Origin of the sequence: Umbribacter vaginalis, assembly GCA_001552935.1 — a bacterium.
GTDB lineage: Bacteria > Actinomycetota > Coriobacteriia > Coriobacteriales > Eggerthellaceae > Berryella > Berryella vaginalis.
Genome location: KQ959677.1, coordinates 130,735 through 155,059, shown reverse-complemented (window position 1 = coordinate 155,059; position 24,325 = coordinate 130,735). Strand labels below are relative to the sequence as shown.

General features: G+C 44.9%; 19 protein-coding genes. All 19 read left to right on the top strand.

Features of this window, described 5'->3' with window-relative positions; translation table 11 throughout:
* Nucleotides 1–88 precede the first annotated feature (88 nt).
* The 19 genes from HMPREF3190_RS07555 to HMPREF3190_RS02295 all read left to right on the top strand — a co-directional run bounded on the left by HMPREF3190_RS07555 (nucleotide 89) and on the right by HMPREF3190_RS02295 (nucleotide 24,021).
* Nucleotides 89–2,995: a DNA translocase FtsK gene (locus HMPREF3190_RS07555; protein ID WP_066780017.1), complete on the top strand. Its 2,907-nt coding sequence runs from the start codon at nucleotides 89–91 to the stop codon at nucleotides 2,993–2,995.
* 33 nt (nucleotides 2,996–3,028) lie between these two features.
* Entirely contained in the window at nucleotides 3,029–4,366 is a 1,338-nt protein-coding gene (locus HMPREF3190_RS02385; RefSeq protein ID WP_066780015.1) for a helix-turn-helix domain-containing protein, read from the top strand.
* A 19-nt stretch (nucleotides 4,367–4,385) separates the two neighbouring features.
* Nucleotides 4,386–4,883, top strand: coding sequence for a YajQ family cyclic di-GMP-binding protein (locus HMPREF3190_RS02380; RefSeq protein WP_066780013.1), 498 nt, complete (start codon nucleotides 4,386–4,388; stop codon nucleotides 4,881–4,883).
* 11 nt (nucleotides 4,884–4,894) lie between these two features.
* Complete coding sequence (rimO, locus tag HMPREF3190_RS02375) at nucleotides 4,895–6,208, top strand: 30S ribosomal protein S12 methylthiotransferase RimO (protein WP_066780011.1); 1,314 nt, start codon at nucleotides 4,895–4,897, stop codon at nucleotides 6,206–6,208.
* Between the two features lie 199 nt (nucleotides 6,209–6,407).
* Entirely contained in the window at nucleotides 6,408–8,249 is a 1,842-nt protein-coding gene (gene pgsA, locus HMPREF3190_RS07245) for a CDP-diacylglycerol--glycerol-3-phosphate 3-phosphatidyltransferase (RefSeq protein WP_082715096.1), read from the top strand.
* A 235-nt stretch (nucleotides 8,250–8,484) separates the two neighbouring features.
* Nucleotides 8,485–9,525 (top strand): recombinase RecA, encoded by a 1,041-nt coding sequence (gene recA, locus HMPREF3190_RS02365; protein ID WP_066780009.1) that lies wholly within the window; start codon nucleotides 8,485–8,487, stop codon nucleotides 9,523–9,525.
* A 34-nt stretch (nucleotides 9,526–9,559) separates the two neighbouring features.
* Nucleotides 9,560–10,144 carry a regulatory protein RecX gene (locus HMPREF3190_RS02360; protein ID WP_066780007.1) on the top strand — a complete coding sequence of 195 codons (585 nt, stop codon included), beginning with the start codon at nucleotides 9,560–9,562 and terminating at the stop codon, nucleotides 10,142–10,144.
* A 450-nt stretch (nucleotides 10,145–10,594) separates the two neighbouring features.
* On the top strand, nucleotides 10,595–12,205 hold the full coding sequence (gene rny, locus HMPREF3190_RS02350) for a ribonuclease Y (protein ID WP_066780002.1): 1,611 nt from the start codon (nucleotides 10,595–10,597) through the stop codon (nucleotides 12,203–12,205).
* A gap of 1 nt (nucleotide 12,206) precedes the next feature.
* Nucleotides 12,207–13,487 (top strand): ATP-binding protein, encoded by a 1,281-nt coding sequence (locus tag HMPREF3190_RS02345; protein ID WP_066780000.1) that lies wholly within the window; start codon nucleotides 12,207–12,209, stop codon nucleotides 13,485–13,487.
* 37 nt (nucleotides 13,488–13,524) lie between these two features.
* Entirely contained in the window at nucleotides 13,525–14,892 is a 1,368-nt protein-coding gene (gene miaB, locus HMPREF3190_RS02340) for a tRNA (N6-isopentenyl adenosine(37)-C2)-methylthiotransferase MiaB (RefSeq protein WP_066779998.1), read from the top strand.
* Nucleotides 14,893–14,972: 80 nt separating this feature from the next.
* Complete coding sequence (miaA, locus tag HMPREF3190_RS02335; RefSeq protein ID WP_066779996.1) at nucleotides 14,973–15,950, top strand: tRNA (adenosine(37)-N6)-dimethylallyltransferase MiaA; 978 nt, start codon at nucleotides 14,973–14,975, stop codon at nucleotides 15,948–15,950.
* A 14-nt stretch (nucleotides 15,951–15,964) separates the two neighbouring features.
* On the top strand, nucleotides 15,965–16,912 hold the full coding sequence (gene dapF / locus HMPREF3190_RS02330) for a diaminopimelate epimerase (protein ID WP_066779994.1): 948 nt from the start codon (nucleotides 15,965–15,967) through the stop codon (nucleotides 16,910–16,912).
* Between the two features lie 15 nt (nucleotides 16,913–16,927).
* Nucleotides 16,928–18,085, top strand: coding sequence for an LL-diaminopimelate aminotransferase (locus tag HMPREF3190_RS02325; RefSeq protein WP_066779992.1), 1,158 nt, complete (start codon nucleotides 16,928–16,930; stop codon nucleotides 18,083–18,085).
* A gap of 355 nt (nucleotides 18,086–18,440) precedes the next feature.
* Nucleotides 18,441–19,346: a phosphate ABC transporter substrate-binding protein gene (locus HMPREF3190_RS02320; protein ID WP_066779990.1), complete on the top strand. Its 906-nt coding sequence runs from the start codon at nucleotides 18,441–18,443 to the stop codon at nucleotides 19,344–19,346.
* Nucleotides 19,347–19,355: 9 nt separating this feature from the next.
* A complete protein-coding gene (gene pstC / locus HMPREF3190_RS02315; RefSeq protein WP_066779988.1) occupies nucleotides 19,356–20,267 on the top strand; it encodes a phosphate ABC transporter permease subunit PstC in 912 nt (303 codons plus the stop codon).
* Entirely contained in the window at nucleotides 20,257–21,144 is an 888-nt protein-coding gene (gene pstA / locus HMPREF3190_RS02310) for a phosphate ABC transporter permease PstA (protein ID WP_066779987.1), read from the top strand. The genes pstC and pstA overlap by 11 nt, the downstream gene beginning before the upstream one ends.
* Entirely contained in the window at nucleotides 21,141–21,902 is a 762-nt protein-coding gene (pstB, locus tag HMPREF3190_RS02305; RefSeq protein ID WP_066779985.1) for a phosphate ABC transporter ATP-binding protein PstB, read from the top strand. The genes pstA and pstB overlap by 4 nt, the downstream gene beginning before the upstream one ends.
* A 70-nt stretch (nucleotides 21,903–21,972) precedes the next feature.
* Entirely contained in the window at nucleotides 21,973–22,662 is a 690-nt protein-coding gene (locus HMPREF3190_RS02300) for a response regulator transcription factor (RefSeq protein ID WP_066779983.1), read from the top strand.
* A 27-nt stretch (nucleotides 22,663–22,689) separates the two neighbouring features.
* Entirely contained in the window at nucleotides 22,690–24,021 is a 1,332-nt protein-coding gene (locus tag HMPREF3190_RS02295; RefSeq protein WP_066779981.1) for a sensor histidine kinase, read from the top strand.
* Nucleotides 24,022–24,325: the final 304 nt, after the last annotated feature.

Below are 24,325 nucleotides of genomic sequence, written 5' to 3'. Positions count from 1 at the left end.
TATACTGTAGTAATACGATAAGAGTGATACGTACATACCACCTGCGAAACATTACAGCTGTCAATGGTTTTTATAGTAAGGAGAAAGTGTGGCGCGCAAATCCACGAAGCCATCATCGACATCACCACGGCGTGCCGTGCGCAACCAGGATCGCGCGCTTGCTCCTCAAGAAAAGATACAAGCGCGCAAACAAGAGCGTCAACTTTCTTTAGAATATCCAGCTGAAACGTTTTTAGACGGTCATACGAAAAATGTCATTATTGGTATCATCTTTATCTTACTTGGTCTGGTAATTTTTGTTATGTGCTTGCTTCCTAATACAGGCATAGTAGCACGACAAGTATCGCACTTTTTATTGCTGTTGCTTGGTAAAGGCGCCTATCTTTTCCCATTTATTTTCTTTGTTGCGGGAAGTGCGTGTATCAGCATGCGTGTGCGAGAAATGCTTGCTTTACGCTTGACATTGGGTGCTTTCGTTATATTTTTTGCATTGCTCATACTCTGTGCATTGGCAACGCCGGTACCAAGTTCATCAGGTGATATTGCAGCTCTTATGTTTAATAGCGATACCGTTGTAGCCTATGGAGGTTATATCGGAGCGCTTTTTGCATGGATGGGGCTTATTACCGTTGGCGTATATGTTTCAATTGTTATTGCGCTTGGAATTATGTTTATCGGTGCAACGCTCATAGGGTTTTCACCGCTGCGCAGCTTAGCGGCGCTGCATTCTTTTATTACACAGCGCAAAGAAGCCCGCGCGGCACAACAGGTAGCTGCCGATTGTCAACCAGTAGAATCGTTTCAAAACATTCCTGTTAACGCATATGATACGTATGAAGGGTATGACCGTGCTGGAAGCGATGCAGATGTTGCTGCTTGCGATGTTACACAAGCAGTATGGGATCCTACACGTATACCGCTTGCTGGTACAACAGTTCTTAATACGTCTGCTTCATCAGGTGATTCAGTCGGTAAACATCAAGGGCAGCAACGCGCTCGAAGGAATGGATATACTTCTTTATCGGGCGGTGCATCAGATCAGAGTGCTTATAGTGATGCATACGGAGACGATCCAACAAGCGTATTGCCTCTTCGCACAGGTCAAGCGCTCTTACAAGATAAAGCACACTGCAAAAGCAGTTCACTTGCTCACACTGCATCCCAAGGATGTGGAAACGCGCCAACATCATCCACGTCATCTGCGCGCACAGTTTCTTGTGCAAGTGGCGATAGTAAACAAACAAACCCCCATGCAACCCGCACTCCATCAAGCAAGCAACATAGCCAGTCATTACCGTCTGCACCCGTACAATCAGGTACTGGTGCGGTAGTTGATGCATTCAGTGATGAAGATGACTCCTTCGAGCTACCATCGATGACGCTGCTCAAAACGAGTACCAAGACACGCCAAAGCGCTTCTTTTGACAAAGAACTTGCCGAAACAGCAGCGCGTTTACAACAAACGCTTGCCGATTTTGGCATTATGGCTACGGTTGTCGATTGGATTGCGGGCCCAACGGTAACGCTTTTCGAAATAGATTTACCCGCTGGTGTACGTGTTAGTCGCATTATGAGCTTGTCGGATGATATTGCACTCGCACTTGCTGCACCAGGTGTACGTATTTTTGCTCCTATTCCACGTACTCACTATGTTGGTATAGAGGTTCCAAACGCAACACGCGAGAACGTTTTTTTGGGCGATATTTTGAAAGAAGCGCACGGTGGGCCGCTTGAAATTGCTATTGGTAAGGATGTTGAAGGTCGTGCGATTATTTCCGATCTTGCCAAAATGCCTCATTTGCTTATTGGTGGTACAACAGGATCAGGAAAATCAGTTGGCATTAACTCGATGATTATGTCGATGCTCATGCGAGCAACACCACGTCAGGTGCGTTTTATCATGATCGATCCAAAACGAGTTGAATTTAGTCCGTATAATGGCATTCCTCATCTTTATGTGCCAGTTGTAACGGAAGCGAAAGAAGCTGCAAGCGCGCTTTCGTGGGGTGTTGCTGAAATGGAGCGCCGCTTGAAAGTGTTCTCAAAAGTGGGCGCCAAAAACATTGCGCAATACAACGAAAAAGTTGCTCAAGAAAAGCAACGTTTAGCGGAATTAGCACGCCAGCAAGAGCAAGCCGAAAACGCATCTGATGACTCGGCATATGAAACCGGCGGTGCAGATGAACCTTTAGCGTCTGAAAAAACAGTACTGCTAACGGATAACGTGTCTACCGCGGCTCCATTCAGCACGCAACAAACAAACGATACAACTCAAGCATCAACATTGCCTGACGATCATCTGCCTTACATCGTTATCATCATCGATGAGCTTGCCGATTTAATGATGAATGTTGGTAAGGAAGTGGAATTTTCTATCAGTCGTATTGCCCAGCTTGCGCGCGCAGCTGGTATCCACTTGATTGTTGCAACGCAGCGACCGTCTGCAAACGTGGTGACAGGCCTCATAAAAGCTAATATTACGAACCGCATGTCCTTTAACGTTGCCTCAGGTCTTGATAGTCGCGTTATTCTTGACACTGCAGGCGCTGAAGCGCTCATTGGAAATGGCGATTTGCTTCTCTCCAAGCCTGAATTTGCAAAGCCGGTTCGTATTCAAGGCTGTTTTGTAAGCGAAGAAGAGATTTTTTCTGTTGTTGAACAGCTTAAATCTCAGGGTGAGCCCGAGTATCATACTGACATTCTTAAAACAAACCTTATAACGCTTGGTGATTCAATGCCTGATGGATCGGGTGGTAGTGTTGAAGCTGACGATCCGAAGTTGTGGGAAGCAGCTGACATTGTGGTTGCAAGCGGTCTTGGATCTACATCAAACATTCAACGTAAACTGAGCGTTGGATATGCGCGTGCTGGTCGTATAATGGATATGCTAGAACAAAAGGGTATTGTTGGCGCTGCAAATGGCAGCCGCCCGCGCGAAGTACTCGTAGATATGATGGAGCTTGAAGCGCTGAAAGCCTTTGAGCAAAACGATTAACTGTTGTCGTACAAGTAAGGGATAGTGAAACACATGACTCACAAAACCTCAGGTATGCTCTTGCGTGAAGAACGAGAACGCCAAGGCTTTGATATCAATGTGGTAGGACGTCGTCTTCGCATTCGAAGCGATATTTTACGATCGATTGAGTCGGGCGATTTTTCTAATATTCCACCACGAGGTTATGCACGTAATATGGTGAATGCATACGCGCGCTTTTTAGGCTTGAATCCTACCGATATCGTGAATCGTTTTTTGGAAGAAGCGTATGCTGATCAGCTTGATAGGGGAGCTCGCCGTAATTTTCCTTCAAGGCGAGCCGATTCGCTGTACTCAGCCACATCGCCATCACGCGTAAACGATCAAGCCGCAACTGCGCGTGACCATCGCTTTACCAGTGCAAACACGCATCAAACATCGATTCCTAAACGTCGTTCGCCCTTAGGACGCGATCTTTATGATGACAGAACGCGTTTTGCACGGGGTGATTACGGGCTATATGGATCCTCACGGCGTATTTCTCCTGTGGAAGGAGATGAACGACACGATATAGGCGCATATCAGCGAAGCGACATGCCCCAAAGTTTTCTAAGTGATGCTCCAAGTCGTTGGCCTCATAAGCGCCATGCGCGCAGTGTTAAAACGCCAACACCGTTTTCATTTTCAAATTTATCAGGTTTAAGCGATGGAATTAAGCGTTTAAACTGGCCACTTTTGCTGGGAGTTATTGCGCTTGTCGTGGTTGTTATAATCGTTGTTTCACTCTTTTTTGGACGACCGCGCCAGCACGCCGATGATCTTGCTGCTATTCCTATTACCGGCATTGCTGATACTACGAGCCAACAAGATGAGCAAAGTGCCCAAGATACGTCTCAAGCAGCGCCTCGCATTCCGTCAAGCATTACCATTACGTACGGTGTTGCTACCGTTGATGCTACCAGTAAAGTTACTATCACAGAAGGCAAGAAAAAGTCTAAAACAGAAACTCTGAAAGGGCCTATTTCCAAAGATGTTGAACTGACAAGCGGAAGTTGGACAATTGAAACGCCGTCACCTATTAACTTAAAAGTTACTGTTGATGGCAAGCCTGTGTCGCTTAAATCCTCGAAGCGCGGCGTATACAGTTATACCGTTGATTTTGATGATTATATTAAGCAATGGAAAAAAGATCACGGTATAACAGATTCATCTGATAGTTCATCGCGTGCAAGCGATAACCAAGACGATGCGCAATCAAGTTCAAAGCAACAGGAAAGCTCAAAGAAAACAACAACACAAAACTCTTCGCAATCAAGTAGCAAAAAAGAGCAATCAGTAAAGAAACAATCCAATTCAACAGCACGTACAAGTTCGCGGGAACGTTCACAATAACAGAAAGGCTTTTCGGATTATGGCTAAAGAATCAAGTTTTGATATTGTATCGATAGTGGACATTCAAGAAGCAGATAATGCATTTCAGCAGACAAAAAAAGAGTTGCAATCGCGCTACGACCTGAAAGATACCAAGTCGAGTATCGATTTTGATAAAGCTGCTAAAACTATTACTGTTCATGCACCGAGCGATTTTGTAATTGGCCAAGTTATTGATATCTTATCATCGAAATGGGTTAAACGAGGCCTTGATTTAGCAGCGATTTCCTGGAGCGATACACGCGATAGCGCTCAGGGCACCTCCGTAAAAGAAGGTAAGGTTGTTGAAGGTATCGACAAAGATATTGCCAGCAAAATTAACAAAGACATCAAGGGTGAAAAATTTAAGGCAAAAGTTCAGATTGAGGGCGATAAGCTGCGCGTTAGTTCTCCTTCACGTGATGTTTTACAAGAAATTATTGCGTTTGTGAAGCAGCAAAGTTATGGTATTCCTTTGCAATTCAACAATTATCGTTAAGGAATGCGTTTATGACGTCTTTATCTGTCCTTGATAAATCAGTTGCTTTTATAACAATGGGCTGTGCAAAAAATGAAGTTGATACGTATACCATGTCAACGAAGCTTAAGCGTGCTGGCTATACTATCATCGACACACCAGAGCAAGCAGATGTTGTTATCGTTAATACGTGCTCATTTATTCAAAGTGCAACCGAAGAGAGCATTGAAACAATTCTTGACGTAAGTCAGTATGACAGCATTGCGTCTGGAACTGGTCATTTGGTTGTTGCTGGCTGTATGCCTGCGCGCTATGGTGAGGATCTTACCCGTGAATTACCTGAAGCGCGTGCTTTTGTACCATGTTCAAAAGAAGACGATATAGTAGAAGTGCTTGATAAGCTTTTTGATATAACGCGCTCATCAGCAGGTTCCGATAAGGACGTTCTTAATGAAGCTGCTCCCTTATCGATGTATGTAAAAATATCTGATGGATGTAATCGTTTTTGTTCGTTTTGCTCAATACCGTATATTCGTGGGCGTTACCACAGTTTTACGTTTCAAGATATTTATGCAAACATCAGCGACTTAGTATCGCGGGGAACTAAAGAAGTTGTGCTCATTGCTCAAGATACCGGCAGATGGGGAGACGATTTTAAAGAGAAATCGAGCCTTGCATCCCTCATCGATAGACTTGCGCTTGTTTTCCCAACTACCTGGTTTCGCGTTATGTATATTCAACCTGAAGGTATTACTGATGAGCTGCTTGATGTTATAGCGCGCCGTGCTAATGTATGCAACTACCTTGACATTCCTTTTCAACACGTAAATGCGCAGGTTCTTAAACGTATGCGCAGACGTGGAAGCGCACAAGAATACGATGAATTGTGTCGGCATATACGCGAAAAAATACCTGATTGCATTATACGCACAACATTTATTGTTGGCTTTCCTGGTGAAAGTGATGATGATTTTGAAGAGCTCTGCAATTATGTTGAAGAAGCTGATCTTGACTATATTGGTATTTTTCCCTATTCACGAGAAGAGGGAACGCGAGCGTATGACCTCGAGAATCAAGTTCCCGAAGAGGTAAAGATGCAGCGTGCACGACAGTTGCGCGAGCTTGCTGATTGTGTGTGTACGCCTCGGATGGCAGCGCGCATAGGCAGCAGAGCTTCGGTTCTTATGCTTGGATACGATGAAGATGGAATGCTTTATGGACGAACGGCATTTCAAGCACCTGATGTTGATGGTTGTACCTTTGTTGATAGAGGAACACCTGGAGAAGTAGCCAATGTTACTATTACCGATTCGCTGCTCTATGAACTTGAAGCGTCTCGTGCATAAGGAAAACGTACTGTAAGCGTACTGCAAGCGTATTGACAGCACATGTGTGAGATTATTGTGTAGCACGTTACGTATACGGTATGCATACCTGTTGTAAAACGCATCAAATAGACGGTTATTTGAGAAATATTCAGCTTGTATATAGAATAGTTTTAAACTCTCGTAGATACTAACGAGTTCAGATATATAGAAGGTAGTAATGAACAAGAAAAGCTCTGTTCAAAATTCATATGTGGAAACAAATGAACACGAACGCCATGGTACGGTTCACAATTATGAACACTCTGATACGTATACGTGCGATACAAATACTATAGAAGCTCGAATAGACGACAATACTTCTCACAGCATTGATACGCCGCAGCGCATACTTACTCCTGCTAATATGGTGACGTTAATACGCATTTGCCTTGTTCCTGTGTTTGTGACAGCACTTTTAAGCCCTTGGCCTGCACTTTTAGGCGTTACTATCATTACACAAGATATTCAACGCATTATTGCAACAGTAATTTTTATTATCATTTCTGCTACCGATTGGCTTGATGGCTATCTTGCACGCTCGCGCAATGAAGTAACCGATTTCGGAAAATTCATCGATCCGCTTGCCGATAAAATTCTTGTAGCTTCAGCGCTGCTTGCCCTTATCGAGCTGGGAGCTTTGCCGAGCTGGGTTGTTCTTATTATCCTTGCGCGCGAGTTTATTGTGAGTGGTGTTCGTATGCTTGCCGCGACAGCAGGGGTTGTTATTGCAGCAAGTTATCTGGGCAAATTCAAAACTGTCTTTCAGATGATTGCAATCGTGCTGTTTACTATTAAAGATACGCACAGCGAAGCAGACATGCTGTTAAGCCCCAATGAAGTGTTGTGGATTATCAGCTGGATTGTCATGACAATCGCGCTTATATTGACGATTGTTTCCATGCTCGATTACATTGCCAAAGCGCGTCACGTGATTGGTTTATCTTCGTTGAACAGGCGCAGTTTCGAGCAATGGCTGCAAGCACGCACTAAAACGATTAGTAGCGTTTTTGATTCAACTGCTTCTCGAAGTACGGCACCTTCCCGTGAAACAACTCCTCTGGCTCCATCTTCTCCAACCGATCAGAGTGGTTTTTCTGCTTCGCGTGTGGCTGGTATAGGGGTAAATAGCGACAACATTACTCATTCTGAAGATGCACAAGGTGCTGGCGGAGTGCTCTCTGCTGCTGTTGATAGCGGATCTGCAGACGCTTGTGCGGTTGAAAATTGCGTATGCAGTGAGGGCGTTACAAGCACAAGCAATGGCAGTGCGTTCCAGCAAAGTATCCCTCTACATGAAAGCGCATCTGTTCAGGGATTATGTACAAGCCAATACCATCAAAACCTCTGTAATGAAAGTTCACAAGCTTTAGAGCAATCTTCATTGGAGAAAACGACACCTCGCACGGTTTCGTGTGATGAGACGGAAAACGCTGCGTCATTACAGGGCGATACATCATTTTTGTCAGTTGCTGATCGTATGATGGATGCTACGTTATACGCACGCGAGCTTATTACCTGCGCGCGAGCACATGGATATACCCTTGGTACAGCAGAAAGTCTTACAGGTGGTATGATTTGCGAATATCTTACCTCAGTACCTGGTTCATCAAGCGTTGTTAAAGGTGGACTGGTGTGTTATACGCCTCAAATCAAACAAAACATCTGCCATGTAGGAGCGCAATTTTCAACGGAAGATGCTGTTGTTACAACAGCGTGTGTTGAAGAAATGGCACGTGGCGCACAAAAGCAATTAGCCGCAACTCTCAGTGTTGCTGTAAGTGGAATTGCTGGCCCTGGAGGAGCACTTCCTCATAAACCAATTGGTTATGTGTGTGTTGGTTTGTGCAAAGATCAGCGTTGCTGTTCATATACCGTGCAATTTTCAGGATCGCGTTTTGATGTGCGCATAGCTACAACTATTCTTGCACTTCAACTTTTACATGCAGCGTGTCAGTTAGATGATATAACACATATTTCAGTTTCTCAGAGCGGTTGTGTTACGTATCAGCAGGACAAATAAACGAGTAGCAAAACAGATATCATACAAAAACGAGCACATGAAACGGATATAAAGCGTCTTTTTACAGCAAAATGGCGTATAAATAGGGAAGAAATAACGCATAAATAAGGATATTTTTGTTCGTTTTTTGCAAGATTTAATGCTTATACTGTGAAAATAAATAGTTTGGTTTTTTCAAACGTTTGTACGCTATAATAGATACAAGCTTTGAAAAGCAAAGGAGTAAGGAGCGGTAATGGGCGCTGACAAAGATAATGCTCTTAAGGCAGTGATTGCAGAAATCGAGGGTAAGTTTGGTAAGGGTTCCATCATGAAACTCGGGGATGGAAATCATAACCTTGCCGTTGAAGTTATACCAACCGGCGCGCTTGCGCTTGATGCAGCATTGGGTATTGGAGGTGTTCCGCGCGGGCGTATTATTGAAGTATACGGCCCTGAATCAAGTGGTAAAACCACATTAGCGCTTCAAGTATTAGCAGAAACTCAAGCAATGGGTGGCTATGCAGCTTTTATCGATGCAGAGCATGCGCTTGATCCCGTATATGCTGCACGTCTCGGAGTCGATTTAGAAAATTTATATATTTCTCAGCCCGATACCGGTGAACAAGCACTTGAAATTTGCGATCGATTGGTCCATTCAGGTGCATTTGATTGCATTATTGTTGACTCAGTTGCAGCTTTAGTGCCTCGTGCAGAAATTGAAGGTGAAATGGGGGCTACCACCGTGGGCCTGCAAGCGCGCCTTATGTCGCAAGCGTTGCGTAAACTTGCGGGTTCGTTATCGAAATCGGATACAACGTGTATATTTATCAATCAGTTGCGTGAAAAAATTGGCGTGATGTTTGGTAATCCTGAAACAACAACAGGTGGTCGTGCTTTAAAGTTCTTTGCCAGTATACGTATTGACATTCGTCGTGTTGAAACCTTAAAGAAAAATGGGGAGCCATATGGCAACCGTGTGCGCGTAAAAATTGTTAAGAATAAAGTAGCGCCACCATTTAGACAAGCTGATATTGATCTTATTTATGGCGAAGGTTTTTCTAAAGAAGGGTGCATTCTTGATATGGCTACTGAAGCTAAAATTGTTAGCAGAAGTGGTTCGTGGTACACCTATGGCGATGAACGGCTTGGTCAGGGACGTGATGCTGCGAAAGATACCTTGCAAGCTCATCCTCAACTACGCGATGAAATTGAAACTAAAGTGCGTGAATTTTACCAGATTCCGCTTACCACTCAATCCAACACTAAAGCTGAAACAAAAACCAGTAAAAAGTAGCTTATGATGCGTTTGATTGATGTGAGATGCGAATATGTCTACAAAGCACAACAACTTTAATGCATGCGCAGTCAATAATGCAGCAGCACGAAGAGTACAAGACTTGCATATTATGCATGACACATCGTGCGTATCTGATACTTTGTCGTCTGAACAGCGTATACTTTTTGATAAAATTGTTCGCTTGGCAAGCTATCGTGAGCGATCGAGTTATGAAGTGCGGCAACGTTTATTGAAAGAAGACTGTACTGCTCATGACGTTAGCGCTGCACTTGAGTATGCATGTATCTGTGGCATTATTGATGATACTCGGTTTGTAGAAATGCTTGTAAAGAGTCGTCTCTCTCAAGGTAGAGCAATTGATGGTATTAAGCGTGAATTACGTCAACATCACCTTGAGCATATCGATATTGATCAGTTTATAGATAATGAAAGTAGTGTTGCGTGTTCTGAAGAGCAGCGCGCGCAACGCTTGTTGGAATCTCAGCATTTTTATGCAAAAAACAAGCGTCAAGCTGCATTTCGCAAGCTCATAGCAAGCGGATATTCGCACGATATTGCGTATCGTGTATCGAAATGGTACGAAGATACTCATACTTCTTCCAATACCTGCTTGTAGTGTAACGGTATTGCATGCTGCGTGCTTACTCATGGCTATCTCGCATTAGACCGTGGTACGTGCTGTATATTTGCATTGCGTGGTGTTTGTGTACGTTCCATACGAAGAGGCACTTATTGCTATCGTTGCAAAACGCAAATACTTGACGAAGGCGATGACACCACCATACGCAGGCAATTATTGCTATCGTTGCAAAACTGAAGCGTTAGTTTGTGTTTTACGTACGCATGCGCGTCATGGTTATAGAAAAGTTTAATTCTTTTAAGCGATTCTTGGTATTGTTCTAGGCATTGAGCGTACTTATCGGTACAATAAAGCTACATGAGAATTTATGCCCTGTGGGTTTATTGATATTACTCTAAATGAATAGCTAAAATCTTGAGTGTATAAGCTCTCATTACCTTATGTTTTATTGTATTTTACTTTTGAATTTGAACGGGAGGGTTATTGATGCCTGCACAATTTATTATTGGCGTTGTATGCATCATTATTGGAATTGCCTTCGGTACGCTTTTGTTTACGATTATTCATAATGCTAAGAATAAACAACGAGCTGCTGAGGCAAGCAATATCATACAACAAGCTCAACAAGAGGCACAGCTTATTAAAAGCCAAGCAGAAGGACTTATATCAAGCGCCAAAAAAGACGCCGACTCTATTAAACGCGAAGCAGCATCTATAAAGCGTGATGCTGAAATTGAAGCTAAGGATGAAGCTTTGCGCATGCGCGCGCAAATTGAAGATGAGCGTCGGGAGCGCCAACAAGATATACGTGAAGCAGAAATGCGCATTGCACAGCGTGAAGAATCACTTGATAGACGTGGAGATTCTCTTGATGAGCGTGAACATCAAATATCATCAACACAGCGATCTCTTGACAAGCGTAAAAATGACTTAGATAAAGTTCAAGAAGAAGTAGAGCAGCGTTTGGTTGACATCGCTGGCATGAGTGCTCAACAAGCTAAAGAGGAACTTTTAGCGTCACTCAAAGATGATGTAGCTCATGAAAGTGCTCAAATTATTCGCAGCGCTGAAGAAAAAGCTAAGCTTGAAGCCGATAAACAAGCGCGTGCAATCTTGAGCGTAGCAATTCAACGTATGGCAGCTGAGCATACGGTAGAAAATACTGTTTCTATTATTCACATACCATCAGATGATGTCAAAGGTCGAATTATTGGACGTGAAGGACGAAATATTCGTGCTTTCGAAACACTTACGGGTACTAATTTAATTATTGATGACACGCCTGAATGTGTTACTATTTCGTGCTTTGAACCAGTACGGCGAGAAAGTGGCCGTGTAACGATGGAAAATCTTATTGCAGATGGTCGTATTCACCCTGCACGTATTGAAGAGATGTACGAAAAAGCACAAGAGTTAGTAAATCAGCGCGTTATTGAAGCAGGTGAACAAGCAGTTTTTGATGTTGGTATTCACGATTTGCATCCTGAACTGGTACATACGCTCGGTAAATTACGGTATCGCACATCATATGGTCAAAATGTATTAAACCATTCACTTGAGGTTTCGTATCTTTGTGGCATTTTAGCCTCTGAACTAGGCCTTGATCCTTCAAATGCGCGCCGCGCTGGATTATTACATGATATTGGTAAAGCTATTGATAGGGAACAAGAAGGTTCTCACGCATTGCTCGGTGGGGAACTCGCACGTCGCTTTGGTGAAAAAGACAACATCGTACATGCTATTGAGGCGCATCATAATGAAATTGAGCCTGATACTGTTTTAGATGTATTAGTGCAAGCTGCAGATGCAATTTCTGCAGCGCGACCAGGTGCACGTCGCGAAACGCTTGAAGCATATATCAAGCGCCTTGAAAAGCTTGAAGAAATTGCTAATTCATACGAAGGCGTTAACCGAACATACGCTATTCAAGCTGGTAGAGAAGTTCGTGTTATGGTTGAGCCTGCTCAGGTAAGTGAAGATCAAACTGTTGTGTTAGCGCACGATATTGCACAGCGCGTTGAAAACGAAATGCAATATCCAGGTCAAGTTAAAGTAGTTGTTATTCGTGAGAGCAGAGCGGTTGGAGTTGCGAAATAAGATGGCATCTGCGGATGTGTTGCATACATCTTCAACAGGTGTTCCTGTTATCGAGGAAGATTTAGGGCAAGGCTATGTGCGTCTTTCAATAGGTGAGGCGCACGCACGCCAAGCTCAGCAAGACATTCGCAGCGTTGAAGACATTGCGCGTGAACTTTTACGCAATGCGTATGACGCTGATGCTCATAACATTTTTATTGCATTGAGCAGTTCCAACAATATGCGCTCGTTATTGGTACTCGATGATGGGCATGGTATTCCACAACAGTTGTGGAGCCGTATTTTTGAACCTCGTGTTACCAGCAAACAAGCAAGCTTTCATCCTGATTTGTGGGGCATGCATGGCAGGGGAATGGCGCTTTATAGCATTGCGCAGCAATCGAACAGCGCACGTGTTGTCACATCAAAGCTGCAAGCGGGTAGTGTAATAGCAGTACAGTGCAGCTTAAGCACGATAAGTGAAAAAGCAGATCAATCAAGCTTTCCAACACTTGAATACCGCAATGATTCTCTTCATGTGCGTGGTGCACGCAATATATATCGATGTTGTTTAGAATTTGCACTCTACGCGCAACCGCGTTGCCACATTTTTGTTGGAACTCCAACTGAAATGCTTACGACAATCTATCACGTATATGCACACGCGTGCTCGCATACAAGCGCGACCACGCAATCGCCCACACCTTGCGAAGAAAATCAACAAGCATGTGTTTCATCAGCACTAATCGCTTCACTTGCTCAAGCTAAAAGTGTCTCCTCGCTTCATACAAAGGCACAAGCTCTCGGATTTGATGTATCGCTTCGCACAGCACGGCGCGTATTTGATAACACGCTTACGCCTCAGAGTGATATTTTGCAACGTGCGTTAGCGCTTATGGACACATCTCATGAACAGACACAAAATCACTCACTATACCATGCATCATCAGCAGATACACACTCAGATACCACACGTATAAACCAACAGCACCACCAAACTCTTTTCGATGCTGGCTCAAAGACCACGGCCTCGAGCGTACCTGAACACTCAGGAACATTTGGATCTGTTCGCAGCAACGCTGCGCTTGGGCGTGTAGTTACGTTTGACAAAGCCGATTTGCTCGACTTTCAAGCGCAGATAGCATCCAGTTTTGCCCAGTTAGCACCGCGCTACTACCTCTACGAACAGCCACCCATTCACGTGCAGTGCGCAAAAAATGAATTACGCATCAGCATCCCTTTGCGCGATGCGTCTGAAACCGCTCTAAGTTGCACGTCAAATACACAAACAAGCTTGTTGTAACCCTGTTAGTAACCCGTTATTGTAAGGATTTTATCGTATGCCTCATTCACAAACACCATTTATGGATTTAACGTTTCATGTTCAAACGTATGGCTGCCAAATGAACAAGCACGACTCCGAGCGCGTTTATGGCGTTTTAGAGAACATGGGTGCAACGGCCGTTGATACTATCGAACAGGCCGACGTTGTTATCTTTATGACATGTTGCGTTCGCGAGGCTGCTGACGTGCGCTTGTATGGTCAAGTGGCATCGATGAAAAATCTTCCCATGCGTGAAGGCTCGCCCTTGCACAAGCGCATCGTTGCAGTTGGAGGCTGCATTGGTCAGCGCGATGGCGAAAAGCTGTTTGAAGCGCTTCCGCATCTCAATGTAGTGTTTGGCACGCAAAACCTCGCTTCGCTTCCAACCTTGCTGCTTGCATCGTATAACGAGGGCACCCAACAAGGCGAAATCCTTAAAACCTCCGATGACTTTTCTTCAACATTGCCCACAACGCGCGAACATTTTTGGGCAGCATGGCTTCCCATTACCGTTGGCTGCAACAATTACTGCACGTATTGCATTGTTCCTCATGTTCGCGGCAAAGAACGCTCGCGCGCAATGGAAGATATCGTAAAAGAAGCGCAGCACTACGTTGATGCCGGAGTAAAGGAAATTACACTGCTGGGGCAAAATGTCAACTCGTACGGGCGCGATTTATACGGCAAGCCGCGCTTTGATGACATTTTGGAAGCGGTTGCGCAAACAGGCATCGAGCGCTTGCGTTTTGCTACCAGTCATCCAAAAGATTTGACGGATGGCGTCATTGATAAGTTTGCGCATTTGGAAAACTTGATGCCGTACTTGCATTTACCTGCGCAATCGGGCTCGAATCGCGTTCTTAAACGCATGAATCGCAGCTATACCATCGAGCATTATCGCGAGCTTATTGCTAAAGTAAAGCAAGCGTGCCCCGGCATTGCGCTTTCAACGGATATTATTGTGGGTTTTCCAGGCGAAACAGAAGAAGATTTCCAAGCAACGTACGATCTTATCGATGAAATGAAATACAACCAAGTGTTCAGCTTTATTTACTCAAAACGCGAAGGAACGCCTGCTGCACGCTGGGATGACCCGACGCCTCACGACGTAATCCACGCGCGCTTTGATCGCTTGCTTGAAGCGGTGGCGCGTGGTGCACACGCAAGCAATCAAACAGCGCAGGATACTGACCAGCTGGTTTTAGTTGAAGGTACTTCGAAGCGCGACGAGCGAATGCTTGTTGGCAAAACGCCTCACAACCATACAACTCATTTTCCACTGCCAGAGAACAAAACACTTGATGATTTTCTTGGTACTATTGTTAATGTGCACATTGACGAAGCAAAAACGTGGTATTTGAAGGGGCACCTCATTGGGCAATAGCCTGATGGTGCGCCTGAATAGCTGGGGTTTCACCACCACACCCACTGCATGGTTTATTGAAAGGAGCATGAGCGTTTGTTATGACAGCACACCTCCACTCAAGCACTAATGTTGTGCCAAGCGCCCATGAACCAGTCATTGTCATTCTTGGACCTACGGCATCGGGCAAGTCGGATCTTGCCCAACAGCTTGCGCTGCGCATACGCGGGGAAGTGATCAACGCCGATTCTATGCAAATCTATCGTGGTATGGATATTGGAACGGGGAAAGTAACCGCTGATGAGCGCCTTGTTCCTCACCATTTGCTCGACATCGTTGACCCTGGAGCGTCCTATTCAGCTGCCCTGTTTCAACGCGACGCGCGCCGTGTCTTTGCGCAGCTTGCCGCTCAGCACAAGCGGTCAATTTTATGCGGCGGCACGGGCTTTTATATCCGTGCGGCAATCGATGCGTTCAACTTTGCAGAAGGCGAGCAGGAACACAACGAGGTGCGTGAGTTTTACCAGCGCTTTCTTGCGAAGGAAGGCGCGCAAGCCTTGTGGCGCACCTTGCACGCGCTTGATAGTGCCAGCGCGCAGATTATCCCTGTCAACGACACGAAGCGCATCATTCGTGCACTTGAGCTGCACGAACAGGGAGAATCCTACGCCGTGCGAAAAGTTGCGCTTAAGCACATTGAACCTTACGTTCCTGCTGTTTTGTTTGGCTTGCGTGTGTCGCCTGATGTACTGCGCAAACGTATTGACGCACGGATCGATGCAATGTTTGAGCAGGGCTTTGTGCACGAGGTTGAAAGCCTTCTTCGGCAGGGCTTTCGCAAGGGATTGTGCGCGCCAAGTGCCATTGGCTATAAAGAACTTGTTGCGTATTTGGACGGAACTATCAGCCTTGAAAGTGCGCGCGAGGCAATGAAAACTGCCACGCACCGCTATGCGAAGCGCCAGCGTACCTATTTTCGCCAGGACACACGCATCCAGTGGATCGATTACGATACTGTTAATAGTGATGAAGCCTGCGCATTTATACAAGCAAAATACGCTACACTACCAGTAAGCTAACAGAAAGGCGTTCAATGGAGCTTTCATTTCAAAAGTACCATGGTTTGGGAAACGATTTCGTTATGATTGATAACATGAGCTCGGCGCTTTCCCTTACCAAAGATCACGTTTCTTTTTTATGTGATCGCCACTTCGGCGTGGGTGCAGATGGTGTTATTTTAGTTGAACCTGGGAAAACGTCTAACACTGCCGCCTTCATGAATTACATCAACGCTGATGGTAGCCTTGCTGAAATGTGCGGCAACGGGCTGCGCTGTACAGCACGTTGGCTTATCGACAATAACTACATCGATGCATCGTGTACGCATTTTGCTATCGATACGCGCGCTGGCATAAAAGACGTCGATATTCACTACGATGTGCACAAGCGTTTTGAAAGCTGCTGTGTGAATATGGGAAAAGCCCAGCTTGAATCCCAAAAAATTCCCACGATTTTGCATCCAAACCGCCGTTTTGAGCGCACAGGTTCAGCCTGTGCAATCGATGTTGTTGCTGATGTTTTGTTGAAATCACCCTTTGGAAACTTTACGTTTACGTGTGTTTCTATGGGAAATCCGCATGCTGTGTGTTTTGTCACTTCGTGGAACGACCTTTACGATAGTGCTTTTAGCGACCCGCAGAACAAGTGCCTTGAAACATTGCGCGTTGACAGTGTTGGTGCGTTCTTTGAATCTCACGCTGCGTTTCCTCAGCATGCAAACATCGAGTTTGTTGACGTTTCGCACGCTCAGCAGGGAAGTGTTTCCATGCGCGTGTTTGAGCGCGGGTGCGGTGAAACGCTTGCGTGCGGCACAGGAGCGTGCGCTGTTGGTGTTGCTAGTGTGATCGCGGGATACACTGAACAAGAAGTTGATGTGCATCTTCGTGGTGGTGTTCTCCATATTTCATGGGATCCATCAGGTGTTGTATATATGCAAGGCCCTGCAACGCAGGTTTATAGCGGAACTATTCACCTACTGTAAACGAGAGGAAGTATCATGAGACGAGCATCGTGTTTGAACAATTTACCCCCGTACTTATTTGCCCGCATTGACGAAAAAAAAGCTGCCCTTACAGAAAAGGGGATAGATGTCATCTCGCTTGGTATAGGGGACCCTGATACTCCAACTCCCGATTTTGTGGTAGAGGCAATGCAGCGTGCTATACGCGATCCAAAAAACCACCAATACCCCGATTATGCAGGCTCTTTGCACTACCGTGAAGCAGTAGCTACGTACATGAATAATCGTTTTGGCGTGTCGATTGACCCTAAAACTGAAGCACTTGCACTTATCGGCTCAAAGGAAGGGCTTGCACATTTGCACACAGCCTTTGTTGATCCTGGTGAATACGTGTTAGCGCCATCAATTTGCTATCCCGTGTATTCGGGTGGAGCAGTTCTTAACAACGCGAACACGTACTTCATGCCCACGAATGCGGCCAATCATTTTCTTGCTGATTTTGACCATATTCCTGAAGATGTTCTCAAAAAAGCAAAGATTATGTTTTTAGGTTATCCTAACAATCCAACGGGTGCTGTTGCGCCTGTTGAGTATTTCGACAAGGCAATTGATTTCTGTATTAAGCACGATATTTTGCTGTGCCACGATAACGCATATTGCGATATTTGTTTTGATGATTACGTTGCTCCATCTATTTTGCAGCGTCCGCGCGCAAAGGAATGCTGCATTGAGTTTTTCTCGCTGTCGAAGTCGTTTAACATGACTGGTTGGCGTATCGCGTTTGCTGTTGGCAACGCGCAGGCAATAAAAGCGCTTGGCACCGTTAAGAACAACATGGATTCGGGTCAATTTACCGCCACGCAAGAAGCTGCTGCTGTTGCTCTTACCAGCGATTTAAGCTTCTGTCGCTCGATTTCTAAACTGTATCAAAAACGCCGCGATTTAGTGCTTTCAACACTTGCCGACCTAGGCATTTCACTTACGCCATCCAAGGCATCAATCTACATTTGGGCTCCCGTTCCTGCAGGTGAAACATCTGAATCGTTCGCAACGAAGGTGCTTGAGCGCGCTCATGTTATTATTACGCCAGGCAATGGTTACGGCCCTGATGGAGAAGGTTTCTTTAGAATGTCACTTACGACACCTGACGACCGTCTTGTAGAAGCGCTCGATCGCATGAAGTCGCTGTTGTAGCGCTTTACCATACACGTCACGCCCTATTAAACATTGTTGCTTATTCGTTTTGCGTTGCGTGCCTTATAGCGCGTGACTTGTGCGATAGCTTGAGTTAAACGCTGCTAAGCGTAACATGTGCAACAGCACTTCTTCAACCATCGTAAGGCGCATATAGGACGCTCCTTTCATATATTGCACATCACACAGCCAGACGTAGAGTATCTACGCTGGCTGTGTGTCGTCTTTATACACATTTCTCTTTACACAAATTTTACTCAATACCACCACTCCTTCTTACATCCATTTTTTAGCATAGTCGTAGAGCATAAACATGCTCTAACAAAAATGCCAATAAAAAGGAGATGAATGGTCATTGAAGGCTACGAACGAACTAACAAGCAGTGAAACGAAAAATCTAACACGACGGGCGTTTCTTGCTACAGCGGGTGGTGCTGCGCTCCTGACCTTAAGTGCTTGTTCACATGCAGGTACAAGCAATACGGATGCAGCGCATGATTCGTCTCAGAAAAATCTGCGCGGCTCGCTTAGTCTAGCAGGTTCTACCTCTATGCAAAAAGTCTGTGAAGCGCTGCGCGAAACATTTATGGAAAAGTACCCCAATGTGCGCGTTTCGGTTGAATACACGGGGTCAAGCGCAGGTATTGAAGCGCTGAATGCAAAACGATGCGATATTGCTAACAGTTCTCGTGAACTTAAAGCAGCAGAACTTCAAGCTGGACTTCTTCCAAATGTTATTGCTATTGATGCACTGGCTATAATATTGAACCCCGCTAATCCTATTACTTCATTAACTACCGAGCAGTTGAAATCTATTTACAAAGGTCAAATTCGCTCATGGAAAGACTGCGGTGGTTCAGAGGAATCTATCATTGCGATAGGACGTGAGAATGGTTCGGGTTCACGTAGCGCGTTTGAAGAATTGCTGTCGCTTAAAGACAGTGCTCGCTACGCGCAAGAGCTTGATTCTACGGGGGCAGTCCTTGCAAAAGTTGCAGCAACACCCGGTGGAATTGGATATATATCTCTTGATGTAATGAATGATCGCGTCCATGCGGTTGCACTTGATGGTATACAGCCTACAAGCGATGCGATAGCGCAAAAACGTTATTCTTTGGTCCGTCCCTTTATTATGGCAACAAAGGGAGAAATATCTTCACAAACGCCTCTTGTCCAAGCATGGTTTAACTATATAAATTCTCAAGAAGGCAAAGAAATTATAAAAGCATCTGGCTTAATTTTACCAAGTGGCGCAGCATAGGTGATGTAGATGAACCTCTCATTGCGCACATCAGTTCATGAGCTTATAGCGCGCTACGTGTGTGCTGCGTGTGCATGCGTAGCGCTTTTAGCGGTAATCTCTATAAGTGCGTATTGCATCATAAGCGGTTTACCTGCCCTTTTACGTATCGGTGTTGGGAATATGGTAACTAACACCATTTGGGCACCCACAGCGCACGTGCCATCCTTTGGCATTTTGTATGTTATTGCTGCTTCGTTGCTTGCAGCGACGTGCAGCGTAGCTATTGGTTTGCCACTGAGCATCTTAACATCGCTTTTTCTTACAGAAATTGCCCCAGCTCCGCTTTCGCGCATTGTTTCGTCTGCTATTGAACTTTTAGCTGGAATTCCGTCTGTTATATATGGCTTGCTTGGAATGGTCTATATATGCCCACTTCTTTATTCGCTTGAAAAAGTATTATTTGCTGGCAGCACCACACACAACTTTAGTGGCGGTTCAAATATGCTTGCCTGCGTGTGTGTGCTTGTTGTGATGATTTTACCAACGATGGTAAGCGTAAGCGTTACCGCTCTTCAGGCAGTTTCTGATAATTTACGCAACGCATCCTACGCACTTGGCGCAACGCGTTTACAAACGATCTTCAAAATTGTGTTACCAGCTGCAAAATCAGGTATCTGTACAGGTATTATACTAGCTATTGGGCGTGCCTTAGGCGAAGCTATGGCAATAAGTATGGTTGCTGGCGGGGTAGTGCAAATGCCGCTTCCGTTCGATTCGGTTCGCCTCCTTACTACTCAGTTGGTAAGCGAGATGGGTTATGCGCAAGGTCTCCATCGAGAAGCGCTGTTTGCTGTTGGTTTAGTGTTGTATCTGTTTATCATTGCCATAAATGTACTGTTAGCCTTTATGCGCAGGAAAAAGAGGGTATATGCTGCCTAAGGTATGGAGCAAATCTATGGTCCAAAACGCTCGTGAAAAGCTGATATATGCCGTGCTTGGCGCTGCTGCTCTGTGCTCGGTTGTGCTGCTTGGCGCAATTATTATTGCGGTATGTTCTTCCGGTTTACCAGCTATTAGCGTTGAATTTCTTACGAGTGTATCGTCATTTCGTAAAGGCATTATTGGAATCGCTGGCAATACGGTAAATACCATATTCATTGTCATCCTAACGCTTGTCATAGCAACTCCTTTGGGTGTCGGTGCAGCGGTGTATCTCAACGAATATGCGCGCAATTCCCATGTGGTAGCAGTTATTGAATGCGCACTTCAAGTGCTCGCTGGCATTCCATCAATCATTTTTGGCTTGTTTGGCATGCTTTGTTTTGGCCAAACGCTTGGCCTAGGATATAGCCTTTTATGTGGGGCATTAACACTTTGCTTAATGATATTGCCTTTAATTGTGTGCAATACCCACGAAGCGCTTAAATCCGTTCCTTGTGGATACCGACAAGGCGCTTTAAGTCTTGGTGCAGGGGTATGGCATACCACACGTACCGTCGTGTTACCATCGGCAACGCCCGCTATTATCACAGGCATTGTGCTGGCACTGGGGCGCATTGTTGCTGAATCGGCAGCGCTGCTGTTTACTGCCGGCAGTGCAGGCATGCTTCCTCACGAGTTCAGTGACTACCTATTCAAAATTTTTGACTCGGGCGGCACCCTTACCGTGCAACTGTATCTAAGCGCAACAAGTCAAGGTGATTTTAAAACTGCGTTTGGTATAGCGTTACTTTTATTAGTCCTCACTTTTATTATCAACACACTGACGCGATTTATCATTTCTCGCTTTGCAATTCAAAAGAAAGGCTGTTCATGATGTCTGATGTTGCATTACAAATACAGCATATGAATTTATATTACGAAACGACGCACGCACTTAACGATATATCTCTTGATATTAAACGACACGAAGCGCTTGCGCTTATTGGTCCATCCGGTTGTGGGAAAAGTTCATTTTTACGCTGCTTAAATAGGATGAACGATTTAGTACCTCGTACCAAAGTAAGCGGGAAAGTGTTGTTAGACGGGCAGGATATTTATGCACCGCAGGTAAATACCATGCTTCTGCGCAAACGTGTCGGAATGGTATTTCAGCAAGCAAATCCCTTCCCGTTAAGCATATACGACAATATAGCGTATGGACCGCGTTTACATGGCATTAAACGTAAAGCCGAACTCGATACCATTGTTGAAAAAAGCCTTACCAATGCAGCTCTTTTTGACGAAGTGAAAGACAGGCTCAAAACTTCTGCACTCGGTTTATCAGGAGGCCAACAACAACGTTTATGTATTGCACGCGCGCTGGCTGTTGAACCTGACGTCCTTTTAATGGATGAGCCAACAAGCGCGCTTGATCCGCTTTCCATGGCGAAGATTGAAGAGCTCATAGTTCAACTCAAAGAGCACTATACCGTGGTCATTGTTACGCATAATATGCAGCAAGCAGCACGTATTGCTGACACAACAGCGTTTTTTCTTTTAGGAGAACTGGTTGAAGTTGGAGCGACTTACGATATCTTTCACGCACCGCGCGATAAACGATGTGCCGATTATGTTATGGGACGTTTTGGATAACGCTCGGTAGTACAATACGCTTAGTAGCTTTGAATATGCAAAAAGCGTACGGGTGCAAGGGGAGCGTCACATGGAGCTTGTCTATATAGTTGAAGATGATCTCAGTATCCAAGAAATTGAAACTATCGCGCTTAAAAATAGCAACTATGATGTTGAAGCATTTACGTGTGCTGCTGATTTTTTTGCAGCTTTGCATGAACGGGTGCCACAGTTAGTGCTCTTGGATATTATGCTTCCTGACAATGACGGGTATGCTATCACGCGCACGTTACGATCAAATCCACAAACGGCACATATTCCCATTATCATGCTTACTGCTAAAACAGCGGAAATCGATATGATTCGTGGCTTAGATAACGGTGCTGACGATTATATTTGCAAGCCGTTTTCTGTAATGGAATTATTATCGCGTATGCGTGCGGTACTACGGCGCTCTCAGCACGATGATCATACACACGAACAGTATACTGTTGGCGCGATAAAGCTTGACCATGCTCGTCATAGCGTTGATGTGGAAGGCAAGCACGTAGTGCTTACGCTGAAAGAATACGATATGCTGCGTTATTTAATGAGCCATGAATCGCTGGTATTAACACGTGAAGCACTCATGCAAGCTGTATGGGGTTTCGATTTTGAAGGTGAAAGCCGTACCGTTGATATGCATATAAAAACCTTGCGCCAAAAATTAGGAGAAGCTTCGTGTTATATACAAACAATTCGAGGAGTTGGCTACTGTCTACGTAAGCCTGATTCAAGATAACGTAGCATACAAGCAGTAAGGATACGTGTGAAACGAAAAATTATTCTTCATCTTGCGCTTATTTCTTGTATTGCGCTTATTAGCAGTGCAATCGCAATGACGCTTGTTTTTTATCAGGTATGTTTTGAACAAATTAAACATGAAGTAACAACGGACACGCACCTTATACGTAACAGTATGGCGTTTAGTAATCCATATGATACCTCACATGTAAGCGCCATGTATGGCTCGCTTGATGACGATGCACTGCGTCTTACCTGGATCAATGCTAATGGGGATGTGCTGTTCGACAACGATACCAACGAACTTGAAATGCAAAATCACCTTAATCGCCCAGAGATACAACAAGCGCTCAAAACAGGAGAAGGTTCAAGTACGCGCCACTCACAAACATCGCAATATGACACGTATTACCATGCTGTTGTGCTTGATAATGGCACTATCGTACGCGTGTCAATGCACATTCAAACGCTGCGTGATGTTTTCATTAGCATTATCCCTGTAATTATTGGTATTTTAGTGTTGATATTCCTTGTGTGCGTGTGGGTAGGCAACGTTCTCACGCGTGAATTGCTCAAACCACTTACCGCCGTTGCGCAGAATTACGATAATTCGTTGCATAAGGTGCGCTATAAAGAACTCGAACCTGTTATGCAGATGCTTCGCACACAACACGAAAAAATTCTGTCTGCTGCTACCAGTCGTCAAGATTTTACCGCTAATGTAACGCATGAATTAAAAACTCCTATTACCGCTATTAGCGGCTATGCTGAACTTATAGAAAACAACATCGTCTCACAGTCAGAAACACAGCGACTAGCTGCCCAAATTCGTAAAAGTGCCGCCCGTTTACTAACGCTCGTATGCGACATTATTCAGCTTTCTGAATTGGATCATCAAGAGTTGCCACACCATTTTGAAAACGTAGATCTTTATTGCCTTGCCCGTGAAGCGTGTAATACGCTCGAGAGTGTCGCGCGAAGTAAGAATATTACGCTCAGCTGTGAAGGTGAAGCACTGTGTGTTACAGGGGATGCTAGTTTATTGCGCGAGATGATAGAAAATCTTATTCAAAACGCGATCACCTACAATAAAGCTGGTGGCGTTGTATGCGTTTGTGTGCAGCGAACAGAAGGGCGTCCTACGCTTATAGTAAAAGATACAGGCATTGGTATTTCAACTGATCAACAAGCACATATTTTTGAGCGCTTTTATCGCGTCGACAAAGGACGTTCACGTCAAACCGGCGGAACAGGCTTAGGGCTTGCTATCGTTAAGCATATTGCTGATATTCACTCAGCGCATATTGACGTTATAAGCGCACTTAATAAAGGGAGTGAATTTCGCGTGCAATTTTAAAGGACCCCATATCTTATGCGGCAATACGTTCACAGTTCTATATACGCGCAAGTATTCGCTCTCGCAGATGTATAAACAAGCGTTCAAGCGAGGCAATGCACGAGAATATCCAACCATAAGGTGTTTGCCTCGTATCTATACTGATGAATGACACGCTACGCAATTACATTCAGCTATCGTACAAGCATATATGAGGTACCTGCACTGATGAAGCCACAATTGCTTCCGCTCGCGTGCAACATTCGTCCGTGTACCACGCTGTTTCTTAGCCTGTGCAACATTCATCCGTGTACCACGCTGTTCT